The organism is Fibrobacter sp. UWB3 (assembly GCF_002210405.1).
Lineage (GTDB): Bacteria > Fibrobacterota > Fibrobacteria > Fibrobacterales > Fibrobacteraceae > Fibrobacter.
This window is the reverse complement of record NZ_MWQJ01000003.1, coordinates 86,267-98,892: the sequence shown is the minus strand read 5'-3', so window position 1 is coordinate 98,892 and position 12,626 is coordinate 86,267. Positions and strand designations below refer to the sequence as shown.

The window sequence follows — 12,626 nt, the reverse complement described above, 5'->3', positions numbered from 1 at the left end:
AAAGAACCGCCGAAGCGGTTCCCTTAAATAGTTTGATTTGATTCTAGATTAGAACCAGCGCCAGGTCACACCGACGAGAATCACGTTCTTGTGCTGAGAATCCTTGTCCAAGTCCTTATCGTAAGCGATGTCATAGCTGACCTGGAATTCAAGTAGCGGAGAAAGCGTAATTGCAAGGAGGTTTTCCCACCTGCCGTCGATTTCATCAACACCCTTGAAGTTCACAAATGCCCACAGACGGCTCTTGAACGTCACGAGATCAGAGAATGCATACTTGTATTCCGTGATGCTTTCGAGACCCGGTTCATCCTTGAACTTTTCAATCTTCTTCGTATCGGGATCGTCTGCAAAGGCATAGTCCGTCGAAATGGTCATGCGGTTTGCAAAAGCAAGGCGCGTAGAGAAGTTTTCGGTCGGGAAAAAGCCCACACCGGCCATCTGCGTGACATAACCCGGAGCCATAAAGTGAGAAACGGTCGTTCTGATTTCGTCGCCGTTTTCATCTTCGCTATAAGCGTAACCCCTAATAAACTGGGATTCAAAGCGGGCGCCAAGGTACGGCTTAATCTTTTCAGAGGCGTTAAAGTCGGCCATGGTTTCGTAGAAGATCTTGTCAGCAGACTTGCGCTTGCCGAGACCATCCGTCCAAGTGTAACCAAGGGCGAGGTTCAGCTTGTTGCGCCAGTCAACGACTTCCCAGTGATTCTTAAGGTCGGCATCATAGCTGAAAAGCCATGTGTAAGAAGATGTACCGTCTTCGAACTTCCAGTTGTTAAACTGCATGCGAGTGAACTTAACGGCAGCGACCACGTCGGCAGTCATATTTTCAGGGAGATAGCCTTCAAACATGCCCCCCTCAGCGAATGCCGTCGATGCAGAAATGAGAGCTGCACAACCGAGTGCGAATAATGATTTTTTCATATTCCTTCCTTGTTTATGGTCCTTCTTTCCCATAGACCTTTTTGTTTGACTTAAAGATAACATTTTTTTAAGAGAAAAACAGATTCAATGCATTTTTCGATTACTATTATTACAAACATGTTACTCAAGCGCCTAGTCATAGCTTTATTCCTGATTTTCTGCACCGAAAACGTTCTCGCAAAGGACGTTTCCAAGAAATCGCCATGGACTTTTGAAGCCGGCATTTCAGCTGGGCGCCCCACCCCGATTATGGTCAATGCGGGGGTCGGCTACAATAACATCTTTTTCAGGGCCATGGGCGGCGGAATGTACTTCGGCACCGATGATTTCTGGGTCGGATACCGCGGCGGATTCGCCTGGGAATTTTTCCGTGAATTACCGTTTACGCTAGACCTCGGCATTGGGGGCGGATACGCTTTTGCAAAGGCTCCCAACGGATACCTCAAGGCTTTAAACAAGGCCAACGACGAGAGGATGGTCCGTTCGTACAACTACAAGGAATCACTTGATATTTCTGTCGAAGTGCGCGCAAGCATCTACGGGGCGTTTACGCAAATTGGGATTCCTGTCCATTACTTTATGAAACATGACGAACCGACGGTGCTCTGGCAAGTCGGGTATGCGTATAAATTTTAGTTAGACCAGAGAACGCCGCGAGCGGCTACAAGTCTTTGACGCAACGGACTGAGTACGCATCAACCTTGACGTAGCTGTACAAGGACACACCATTGACGTGATTTAATTTCAAGCGAGACGCGAGAACGCCGCCGTACTCCGTAGCCCCCCAAAAGACAGCATCTGTATTTTCACCATGATAATCTTCAAAAGAGCCACCGTAGAGCGAGTAGCCAGCCGGCAACGCAGAAAACGAGTAATCATCCGTTCCATTGCGTTTTTTTCCATCATAGTCGTCCCAGCCACTTGTCGATTGGAGCTTTGAGTCAGCATCACGTTCACCGCCAACAGCAACCAATAAAGAGTCAAACTCAGCTGTCGTCGGCAAATGCCAACCAGAAGGACAAACGCCACGTACTGGATATGTCGGCGAGCACGTCGTTTCGAAACCACACCCTTTGCCATTCGTAGAGAATATTCCCGCGCTGTCCATGGCAGCCGACCACATGTAAAGGCGACCATATTTTTCGCAATTACTCGTTTTATTCCAATAACAGTAACTGCAGGAATCTAATTCCTCAGTAGACAGCAAATAGGCATAATTCAGGTTTTCCGCCATCCAAGTCTGAGTACCGATGGTTACGGTCTTGTAGGTCTGACCATCGCGAGAATCCGTCAAGGATCCGATTACTACAGTCGATGGGTCAACAATGTTCGGCTTGACACTAGACGAACTTTTGATGACAGAAGAAGATGATTGTTCGACTTTTTTACTAGATGACGATGTTTTTGAGCTAGAACTTGATTTTGCAGAACTGCTGCTTTTTACAGAACTGCTACTAGACGATTTCTTAGTCGTAGTCGATGATGACGACTTAACAATGCTTGACGAGGATTCATTCAAAGATGGTTTTGCGGGACTACTATCATCGCCGCAGGCGGCAAGGAAAAGCGAAATACAAACAGAAGCACAAAAAACAAATTTATTCATACTACGAATATACAAAAAATCCCGGCTCGGATGAGTCGGGATTTTTGAATGCTTTTAGAAGTACTAATTACTTCTTGAGGCTCGGAACGCCACCGAAGTCGACGTTCGTCTTCTTGCCGAGCAAGAGAGCGCGAGTCTTGAGCGGGAGGCCGTAGCAGCGGATGAAGCCAGTAGCGTCCTTCTGGTCGTACATGTCAACGTCCGTGAAGCCACCGAGGCCCATGTCGTACAAGCTGTACGGGCTCTTGATGCCGGCCGGGATGATGTTGCCCTTGTAAAGCTTGAGGGTAACGTCACCGGTAACAACCTTGTTCACTTCATTGAAGAAGGCGTCCATAGCCTGGCGGAGCGGAGTGAACCACTGGCCATTGTAGACAAGGTTTGCGTATGTCATAGACATCTTCTGGGCTTCGAACAAAGTTTCCTTGTCGAGCACGAGCTGCTGCAAGCATTCGTGAGCCTTGTAAAGGAGCGTGCCACCCGGAGTTTCATAAACACCGCGGCTCTTGAGGCCGACAAGGCGGTTTTCAACGATGTCCAAAAGACCGCAAGCGTTCTTGCCACCGATTTCGTTCAAGAATTCGAGAAGTTCAACAGCGCCCATCTTCTTGCCGTTGATAGCGACCGGATTGCCCTTTTCGAAGGAAATCGTCACGTGATCAGCCTTGTTCGGAGCCTTTTCATACGTGTTGGTGTGCTTGAGGAATTCGTACTTGTGTTCCTGTTCCGGGAATTCCAAGACGCCACCTTCGTGAGAGAGGTGCCAGAGGTTGCCGTCTTCGGAGTAGATCTTCTTCTTGCTGATGCCGTTGAGCGGAATCTTGTGTGCAGCGGCGTAGTCGATAGCATCTTCGCGGCTGTGGAATGTCCAACGCGGGTCCTTCCACGGAGCGATGACTTCGAGCTTCGGGTTCAAGGCAGCGTAGGTGAGTTCGAAACGGACCTGGTCGTTACCCTTACCGGTAGCACCGTGAGCAACAGCGTAAGCGCCTTCCTTTTCGGCGATCTTGACCTGGTACTTAGCGATGAGCGGACGAGCAAAGGACGTACCGAGGAGGTAAGTGCCTTCGTACTTTGCACCGGCGCGAACGGTCGGCCAAACGTATTCTTCAAGGAATTCCTTCTTGAGGTCGAGAACGTAGCACTTGGAAGCACCGGTCTTGAGAGCCTTTTCTTCGAGAGCCTTTGCGTTCGGGAAGTCATTCTGGCCGAGGTCGGCTGCGAATGCAATCACTTCGACGTCGTAGGTTTCCTTGAGCCAAGGAATGATGATGGAGGTGTCAAGTCCACCGCTGTAAGCGAGGACGACTTTCTTCTTGGATTCTGTTTTAGCCATTTTGAATGTCCTTATGGAAAATTTTAGACGTTGTAAATATAGAATAGACACGAGACGAGAGAACAGAGGGACGAAAAATTTTTATTAAAAAAGCATCCCTATTTTACTTACAACAACAGCAGCTTTCCCAAAGCATTGAACTCTATTTTTTCTATTTTCAAAAACATGAAACTTTCGGACAGAGCGCTCGGTTACATTTCTTTCATTGTATTTGCCTGCATTTTCGGCGGTATCTCATTTGGCATGTGGGCTGCCCACCAGAACGTGCGCCAAACGGCGATTGTCGATTTTAATGAACTCGGTTCTTTGCAACCCGAAGACCCCGTAGTGTTACGCGGCTACCGCGTCGGCACCATCGGAAGCGTCACCTGGCTCAAGGATCGTTCCCGAGTCGTCATCCACTTTACCGAACCGCTCAAGATCCGCGAAGGGACTCAATTCAACAACGTGAACTATGCGCTCATGGGGCAACGCCGTCTCGAAATCATTCCGTCAAAGACAGGCGAACTCATGCCGGAAAACCACGTATTCCAAGGACATTTTGAACCGGGCATTGCAGAAACGCTGCGCCTCATCGAGAACGTAAACGAACAACTTGAAGCCGTGCAAAAGACAATTCTATTGCTCGCCCAGGGAGATTCCTCACACAAGTCCGCTCCGGAAATCTACGAAGAAGCCATGCATTCCATCGAGGACATTTTCGCCCACACCGAAAAGACGGTCGGAACGCTCGGTCCCAAGATGAACAAGCTCTTCAAGCAAATGAATTCTTCGAGCAAGGCGCTGACCAAGACGGCCCTCCAGGCAGATACCGCCATCAAGACCGCCACGGCGACTGTGAACGAAAAGCTCTCGCTTGTAGACTCCGTTGTCATCTCGCTGACACAAAACGCAAAGAAGACAAACGACGTCATCACGAGCATTGAAAAAGGAATTGATTCCGAAACGCTTTTGCAGTCCAAGGAACTCATCGAGAATATCAACAACATCATAGACGGACTCAACAAAGCCGTCGCTGCAATTGATACAAAGAATCTTGGGTTCAAGGATAAAGACGGCAAGCCGATCAAGCTGATTACATGGAAAAACATGAACATCATCGGCGACAACGCTCGCGATAAGGCGCGCAAGCGAATGGAAGAAGCCAAGGCTCAACAAGAACAAAAGAAAGCAGGCAACTAAATGGATTTATCAAGCCTGCCCGGACTTGGTCCCAAGAGACTTGAAAAGCTGAACAAGTCCGGATTAAGCACCATTGCCGATCTTTTATACAACATTCCGCGTACCTATCTTGACCAGACAAAGGTTACAAAGATTGCGGACTTGCACGATGGCGAACGCGCTGTCGTGATTGGGATTATCACGCGCGCAGGGATTGTCAAAGGACGCATGTCGCGCTTTATGGCAGTCCTCACCGATGGCACCGCCGAGATTTCGCTTTTATTTTTCCGAGGCACGCGATTCATCGCAAACCGTGTAAAACCAGGGACGCGTTGGCTTGTTTCGGGGACAGTCGGTTCGTACCGCGGGCTGCAACTGGTGCATCCGGACATGCAGCCGTTCGACGAAGGCGAAGCGTTTAACGGACAAATTCTCCCCGTCTACCCGATAAGCGAAATATGCCGCGAAGCCAAGATGGAACAGCGGTTCTTCCGCAATTTGTACAAAACGATTTTCAACTTTCCGGGACTCACACTCCCGAACGCGTGCCCGCGCGAGCTCACGGACTATTTGCATTTTGCGCCTGTGATGGACAACCTCCGTGCGCTCCACATGCCCAAAGACTTTGATTCCATTTATAGAGCGAAGCGCGAGCTCAAGATTTTGGAACTTTTGCCGTTTTGCCTGCGCATGGTGAAGCGCCGCGAAAATCAAAAAATTCGCGGACATGAACGCCAGATTGATTTGGGGAACGTGATGGCCGCGAAAGCGCGCCTCCCGTTCCAACTGACCACAGGTCAGGACGCGGCGCTGAATACAATCATTGACGGTCTCAATGGCAAAAAGCAGTTCCACGCACTGTTGCAGGGCGACGTGGGCTGCGGAAAGACCGTCGTCGCCATGCTCGCCATTATGGCCGTCTGCGGAGCAGGCGAACAGTGCGCGTTGATGGTCCCGACAGATATTCTCGCACGTCAGCATTTCAAGTCACTCAAGCCGTTCTTTGATGCAGCAGGCATTCGCGTGCATCTGCTTGTCGGGGCAACTCCCGCCGCCGAAAAGAAAGTGATTCTCGGTGAACTCCAGATGGGGCTTTGCAACGTTGTCATTGGAACGCACGCGCTCTTTAGCAAAGACGTTTTCTTTGCAAAACTCGGGCTCGTGATTATCGACGAACAACACCGTTTCGGCGTGAGCCAGCGCGAAGCGCTGCTCGCCAAAGGCGACTACCCCGACATGCTCGTCATGAGCGCCACGCCGATTCCGCGAAGCCTCGCAATGACGCTATATGGCGATTTGAAAGTCATCAGCATCAAGGAAAAGCCCGCAGGCCGTAAGCCCATCAAGACTCGTCTCGTGAACGCCGCAAAGCGCGAATCGATGAAGCAGTTTATTTGCAAGGAAGCCGCCGGCGGAAATCTATGCTACTGGATTGCAAGCCGCGTGAACGCCGACGCTTCGGCTAGCTCAGCGACCTTATCGTCAGCAGATTCAGCAGCAAGCGACGGAAACGCACGCAGTGTCGACGACATCGTGAACGAAATGCGAGCCTTTATCGCCGCCTTCGGCCACACCGATGTGAACATCGCCAAGCTCAAAGTCGCAGGCGTCCACGGTCAAATGGACGATACGCAGAGAGACGAAATCATCAAGCAGTTTGCCGCAGGCGAAATCCAGATTCTCGTAGCCACAACCGTTATCGAAGTCGGCGTGAACGTCCCCGCCGCAAATCTCATGGTCATCGACCAGCCAGACCGATTTGGTCTGGCGCAGCTTCACCAGCTGCGCGGCCGCGTAGGCCGCGGCAATCAAGAAGCCTGGTGCTTCTTGATGACGCCCGAAGGCGAAGCCGCCGAAACAAGCATGGAACGCCTCTCGCAATTCGCCGCCACCGAAGACGGCTTTGAAATCGCAGAGCTAGACTTGAAAACACGCGGCGCCGGAAACCTCGAAGGCAACGAACAAAGCGGCGCCTGGGTATTCCGCTGGTTCGACTGGATTCACGACCAGGAGCTCATTTCGCAAACGCTCGAACGTGCGGAGCACATATTAAAAGACGGTTCCGCATTCAACGAAACCGCCAAAGAAAAAATCCAGACCTGGTACAACGAGAAGCCCTCGGCAAACGAGGACGGCGTCCATTAAAAATTAGAGCAAGCGCGTCATCGTGCCCAAGACAAGGGCTATCAAGACCACGTTCAAGAAGAACATGGCTCGGCGCACAATCAAAAAGAAAATAGACTGCCAATGGAAAATGTGGTCGGTCGGATTGATGAGTTCCTTCGCAGCCAAAAACACATTGATACCGCCCGTCATCACAAGCATCAAGGCTCCCGGGAAATAGCCTTCGCTCCACACGAGAACGGTAAGCCATGCACCCGCAATCATGGCGATAATGCCGATGATAATTTCGACACGCATAAAAATGCGCTTGACTTCACGGGCTCTTTTTCGACGATTCTCGCGAGCCGTCTCGTCTTGTTGTTTTTCTTCGTCCATCGCCATGTTCAACAACCTTTAAAAAGTTCATCTACAAAATTACAATGTATACGATGTCGTCACAGAGTAATGCGCATCGCCCTTGCGTTTACCATTCAGCGGGAAGCTCACATCAATCTTGTTGATCAAGCGACTAATAGACTTTGTCTGTGCCAAACGGATTCCAAAGCCAGCCACATAAATCAAATCCTTGCGATTGATATCCATCACGCGTGCCGCCGTTTCGCCAACGCTTCCAAAAGCAACAATGACAGGAGCAAGTGTCAAAATTTCAAAATCCGGGAACCAGCGCTGTTCCAAATTTCCGTAAACGCGAGCTTGTCCAGAATAGTACCCCGTCGGGAACCCGACAAAGCCATCAGAGCCACCTAAGGTCAACTGGTAGCCGAGCTTGGCATCATCATACATATCCAGCTGGCCCGACAAAGCCGTCGAGAATCGAGTACTCGGATGGAAAATATATTCACCATTCACACGGCCATAAAAGTCATGACGTTTACCATGGTCCAGATAAAACTTCATATAAGACTTAAGCGTCAAATGATGATTATCACGACCAAGATAAAGGTCCGTCCAAAAATCTAAACGGATATCATTATTATCGGAACCAAGTTGTTCGTAATTTTTTGAAATTTGAGCCTTTACAGAAAAGCCTTTATCTACATCTTCAGTCCATCTCACGTTGTGGAAATTCTTGAGCTTTTCATAACGCAAATTAGAGTACATGACATAAAAGCCAAGGCGCGAATCCTTGCGCTCCGGCACCCAGTCTTCTGCCGTGACCGCAGAATCAATGGCGTAAGCCTTTTCACCATCGGCAAACTGATAACGCCATACACGACCTTCATCAGCAGTTTCACGCAAGTAATCATACGTTGCACCCAAGTAAAGCTTACGTTGCGTCCCGCCAAAAGAACGGCTCAAGCGAAAACTCAATGAATCAGTAATGAAATCTTCAAGTTGAATCAACTTAACAGACTTTTTCCCATTGAACTGCTGCAACGAATCCAGACTCTTTTTCGGTTTGACTTCAACCGCGCCATGCGGTAAATCGCCATTTCCATAAATGTACGCGATTCGTTTGTTTTTCAAGCCTTCAAGTGTGTACGCCCATTGGTTCACGCTACGGCTGAGGAACGGCACATACATTTTCCAGCTTGCAAGGTATCCATCCGTGTTGTAGCTATACAAGAAATCCAAGTGGTTGTAGCGGAAAAGGAAATGCGGGTCGCCATATTCCACCTGCAACATGTTGCGGAACTCGTCATGACCGTAGTAAAACCCGAGCTTTTGCCCAAGCCCAAGGAAATTGCTTTCCTGAATGCCGAGTCCCCAGACCAAGTTGTCATAAGACCATTCGCTTCCCGAAAAGCCAAACGTCACAGGAATGGTAAGCGTCCAGTTATCGCTCGTCTGGACCGTAACGATATTCTTGCCGTCCTCCCCCGTTGCAGAAATATTTGCATCCGAAAGGAATTTCTGGTCACGCAAAAAACGTTCCGATTCAAGGAGCAAGTTCAAGTTGACCAAGTCCCCTTTATCAAAGAGCAAAAGTTTTCGAACCGTGGCTTCGCGAGTTTCAATATGAACCCAGTTCAAAATGTCATACGCCCACCGGTCGTACTTCGTATGCGCTTTGGAATCGTCAAAGGCATCGCCAATTTTATAGCGAATTTCATCGACACGAAAAACGGCACTAGAATCAACCGCATCGGCAAAGGATGCAGCGATAAAACTCAACAAACAAAATATCAATTTTTTCACGGGAAGAATATACAATTTTAGACGCTAGACGAGAGACTAGAGACGAGAGATTTCGCCGAATTCTATACTTGCACTTTCCCGTTGCTTTTTCTACATTTCACAACGAGTGGCGGATGGCCGCCGGCTGCGAGCAATCAAGGCTGGAGGAAAGTCCGGGCACCGCAGGGCAAGATGCTGGATAACGTCCAGGCGCGGTAACGCGACAGAAAGTGCAGCAGAGAATAGACCGCCCGCAGCAATGCGAGTAAGGGTGAAACGGCGAGGTAAGAGCTCACCGCACGACTGGTGACAGGAGTGGCATGGTAAACCTCATCCGGTGCAAGACCAAGCAGGATTCCGTTCGAAAGAACCTGGTGCGGCCCGTGCCAGCTGGATATCCGGGTAGGTCGCTTGAGGCGGTCGGTAACGATTCGTCCAGAGAGATGGTCATCGCTCCGCAAGGAGTACAGAACCCGGCTTATAACTACTCGACTTTGAAGGCTTCCGCGACAAACGGAAGCCTTCTCCTTATAAATTATCTCGAAGTCCTTCTTTTGATGACTTCATCATAATCTCCATCTTTCCATTTTCGTTTGTAATCCTCGCAGTCCTCTTCGTATTCTACAATTGCCGAATTAAGCGATCCCAAACTCATGTTTTGGAAACTAATAACAAAGTAGGAAACTCCGTTTTTGCAATAGGTTTCTGTATAATTTCTCTTATGAGAACTTTCTTTTATTCCATCTTCGAATTCCAAGCACAGGGCCGCCTTTTCATGAGGCGTTATATAAAAATGGGAATCTTCATAGTACTGCGTTCCAGTACCGTTTTCGTCAAACGTAAACTTTTCCACATGTCCCTTGTATTTCGGAATATTCACCTTAATCTGTTTCCAATACGAACCATCTTCATTTGTACCATCCGTAACGACACAATAGAAACCTTCATCCCCATTCGGCGGGAAACTTCCCTTTACTTCGCTCGTTGAATTTGAGCCAGAACCATTACTGTCACCGCTCGATGCGGAATCATCGCAAGCGGTAAATGCAAACATTGTAAGTATTCCAAGTGCAAGCAAACGCTTTTTCATTTTTTCTCCTTTCTTATAATTCTCTTACACATTTACAAATCTTTCTCAAATTCAGCCAACAATTTTCGGCCTTCGTCCCACGCGCCGAGATTAGAAAGCGCGTTAATGTGACCGCAGCATCCTACGTCAAAAAGCTTCGAGCCCCAGGACTTTGCAAATAAATTCGCACGTTCAAAAGTCACATATTCATCATTTCGGCTAGCCACAACACATGTAGGAACAGGCAATTTTTGCAATGGCATCGGAGCAAAGTCATCCACAATGTCAATTGCGTCAATATCGGCTGGAGCCACAAGGAAAGCGCCCTTTACATTCGCAGGTAACCTTCCCTCTGCAACGTTTTTCAACAAACAAAATACAGTCGTCGCAACACCAAGGCTATGCGCGATCAGAATCGTATCGGACTTGAGGGAGGCTACCGTCTTGTCGAGAGCATCGACCCATTCCGCCTTGGTAGGATGTTCCCAATTGCGTTGCTGAACGCGAGTTGCATTAGGGAGGCTATGCTCCCAATAAGTCTGCCAATGTTCAGGACCAGAATTGCTATAACCAGGGACAATTAAATAATGCATCAGAACATCCTTGAAGACTACAAACTAACAAATTTCTTCATACCCGCAAAAGTGACCGCCAAGCTTACGAGAACCGACACGACTAACGTCACCAGAGGCACAAACAAATTACTCAAAAAAACTTCGTGGCCAAGCTGTACAAGCAACAGAAGCGGGATAATGAAAAAGAGCGTCATGTGGGTCGCCGCACGGACTGTTTTTACGCGAAGCGAAACCATCAGAGAAAACGCAGTTGTCAAAAGTACCGCCGAAAGCGCTCCGAGCATTGACGCCACCGCCGCCGTCACCGTAATTTCGGAATGCGAGAACCAGTAGCCCAGTTGAGCCAAAAGCGCAAACACTAACGGAAACGGGAGAATCGCAAACAGCTTGCCCCAAAAGAGCTTCGCAGGCGCAATCGGAGAAAGCTGCAAAAGCTCCAGCGAATTGCGTTCGCGCTCGCCCGCAAAACTGTCACCCGCCAAGGGCGCTCCCATCGGAGCCATCAGACAGCCGAGCAAAAGCATCATGTAGCTTTCCATGCCCTGCATAATCTCGCCACCGTAACGCGACACGGCAATCGCCTGACTCGCGGCGAGTATCACCGGCGGGATGATGAACGGAATCCAAAAACGCGGATCCCTAAAGATCAAACGAAGTTCGTGTCTAAAAACGTGGAGCATATATCTAACCTAGAACTTAGCAAAAAGAGCGACAGCAAGGGCGATTTAAAAGCACGCGAAGTACGATTTTGGCCATTTTATGCTACTAATTTTGAATTTCTGCCGTTTTTGTAGCATAAAGTTTCTTTTGTCTGCAAATTTTTCGAATAAAAAGCGTTTTCTCATGCTACTAAATTTGCATTTTGCCATTTTCAGCAGCATAATTTTTAGATTTATTCTTTTAAATTACGATATAGCCCAATAAATATATATATTTCAAAAGAATCATCATCATCCTTTTACAACCCCAAATAAGACCATATAAAATATGTCGTTTCTAAACTTTATAAAAGATGCTGCTAAAGAAGTTTCTAGAGAAGTTACAAATATAGTCAACCCCCAAAATCATAAAGTCGAGCTTAAATATTTCAAACAAAAACACAATATAACATTTCTTTCTAAATGTCCTAAATGCGGAAAAGAAGGCGGAGGCTCGGAAACTCACATACAACGTTTATTCTATATTGACGGAAAACCAGAAACTTATCAAAACGGGAAACCGATCATTAAATGGGTCACCAAGAGCAATAGTTATTCCTGTTGGGGAGCTTGCTGGTGCATACCAACTTCCGTATTCATCGGAAAATGCCAACATTGCGAAAGGACCGTAAAATTCTTTAAAGGAAATTTATTTAAACAAGGAAAAGATGCCGTAAAACTTCTGTCAAACGCCGTTACTGCAATAGGCTCAGGTTTCGGAGCTGCTCGTAAAATAGGAGGATACGTTTATGACGTATATCAAAGTTACGAGAACGCCGTAGAAAACAGCGATTTTCCTATAACAGAATCACGTGTAGGATATTGTTCGTTTTGCAATTCAGAACATGTTTATTGCGACGTCTGTGATTCTACCACACAAGTCAAACACACACCTGGCAAAATAGCCCAGGATTTTCGTTGTGCAAACTGCGGAGCCATCATAAGATACGAAATGGATTAAACCATCAAACCACAAGCTAATCCAAAGTGACTATGATACAAAGATGGCGGCCGAAGG

Annotated in this window: 12 protein-coding genes and 1 other RNA gene; 5 read left to right on the top strand and 8 right to left on the bottom strand. The window is 48.1% G+C overall.

What is annotated here, in order from left to right; translation table 11 throughout:
- Window positions 1-48: 48 nt before the first annotated feature.
- Window positions 49-921 carry a DUF3078 domain-containing protein gene (locus B7991_RS04715; protein WP_235002848.1) on the bottom strand — a complete coding sequence of 291 codons (873 nt, stop codon included), beginning with the start codon at window positions 919-921 and terminating at the stop codon, window positions 49-51.
- Window positions 922-1,008: 87 nt separating this feature from the next.
- Here B7991_RS04715 and B7991_RS04710 point away from each other — a divergent pair, with 87 nt between their 5' ends.
- Window positions 1,009-1,557 (top strand): hypothetical protein, encoded by a 549-nt coding sequence (locus B7991_RS04710; protein WP_254917844.1) that lies wholly within the window; start codon window positions 1,009-1,011, stop codon window positions 1,555-1,557.
- Between the two features lie 25 nt (window positions 1,558-1,582).
- Here B7991_RS04710 and B7991_RS04705 read toward each other — a convergent pair whose 3' ends face one another.
- Window positions 1,583-2,527 carry a fibrobacter succinogenes major paralogous domain-containing protein gene (locus tag B7991_RS04705; RefSeq protein ID WP_088629825.1) on the bottom strand — a complete coding sequence of 315 codons (945 nt, stop codon included), beginning with the start codon at window positions 2,525-2,527 and terminating at the stop codon, window positions 1,583-1,585.
- 67 nt (window positions 2,528-2,594) lie between these two features.
- Window positions 2,595-3,863 carry an argininosuccinate synthase gene (locus B7991_RS04700; protein ID WP_072827569.1) on the bottom strand — a complete coding sequence of 423 codons (1,269 nt, stop codon included), beginning with the start codon at window positions 3,861-3,863 and terminating at the stop codon, window positions 2,595-2,597.
- Between the two features lie 165 nt (window positions 3,864-4,028).
- Between B7991_RS04700 and B7991_RS04695 the strand changes: the two genes are divergently transcribed.
- On the top strand, window positions 4,029-5,045 hold the full coding sequence (locus B7991_RS04695; protein WP_088629985.1) for an MlaD family protein: 1,017 nt from the start codon (window positions 4,029-4,031) through the stop codon (window positions 5,043-5,045).
- Window positions 5,046-7,169: an ATP-dependent DNA helicase RecG gene (locus tag B7991_RS04690; protein ID WP_088629824.1), complete on the top strand. Its 2,124-nt coding sequence runs from the start codon at window positions 5,046-5,048 to the stop codon at window positions 7,167-7,169.
- A 3-nt stretch (window positions 7,170-7,172) separates the two neighbouring features.
- On the opposite strand, the gene B7991_RS04685 is transcribed toward B7991_RS04690, so the two are convergent.
- Both B7991_RS04685 and B7991_RS04680 read right to left on the bottom strand, forming a co-directional pair.
- Window positions 7,173-7,523 (bottom strand): hypothetical protein, encoded by a 351-nt coding sequence (locus tag B7991_RS04685; protein ID WP_254917843.1) that lies wholly within the window; start codon window positions 7,521-7,523, stop codon window positions 7,173-7,175.
- 39 nt (window positions 7,524-7,562) lie between these two features.
- Window positions 7,563-9,266 carry a hypothetical protein gene (locus B7991_RS04680; protein ID WP_254917842.1) on the bottom strand — a complete coding sequence of 568 codons (1,704 nt, stop codon included), beginning with the start codon at window positions 9,264-9,266 and terminating at the stop codon, window positions 7,563-7,565.
- Window positions 9,267-9,390: 124 nt separating this feature from the next.
- Here B7991_RS04680 and rnpB point away from each other — a divergent pair.
- Window positions 9,391-9,761, top strand: an RNA gene (rnpB, locus tag B7991_RS04675) — RNase P RNA component class A.
- A 40-nt stretch (window positions 9,762-9,801) separates the two neighbouring features.
- Here the strand turns inward: rnpB and B7991_RS04670 are convergent.
- The 3 genes from B7991_RS04670 to B7991_RS04660 are packed head-to-tail and all read right to left on the bottom strand — an operon-like array spanning window position 9,802 to window position 11,590.
- A complete protein-coding gene (locus B7991_RS04670; protein ID WP_088629821.1) occupies window positions 9,802-10,356 on the bottom strand; it encodes a hypothetical protein in 555 nt (184 codons plus the stop codon).
- A 32-nt stretch (window positions 10,357-10,388) separates the two neighbouring features.
- Window positions 10,389-10,928 (bottom strand): alpha/beta hydrolase, encoded by a 540-nt coding sequence (locus B7991_RS04665; protein ID WP_088629820.1) that lies wholly within the window; start codon window positions 10,926-10,928, stop codon window positions 10,389-10,391.
- A gap of 17 nt (window positions 10,929-10,945) precedes the next feature.
- On the bottom strand, window positions 10,946-11,590 hold the full coding sequence (locus tag B7991_RS04660; RefSeq protein ID WP_088629819.1) for an ABC transporter permease: 645 nt from the start codon (window positions 11,588-11,590) through the stop codon (window positions 10,946-10,948).
- Between the two features lie 307 nt (window positions 11,591-11,897).
- On the opposite strand from B7991_RS04660, the gene B7991_RS04655 reads away from it, so the two are divergent.
- A complete protein-coding gene (locus tag B7991_RS04655) occupies window positions 11,898-12,569 on the top strand; it encodes a hypothetical protein (RefSeq protein ID WP_088629818.1) in 672 nt (223 codons plus the stop codon).
- The last annotated feature ends 57 nt before the right edge of the window (window positions 12,570-12,626 follow it).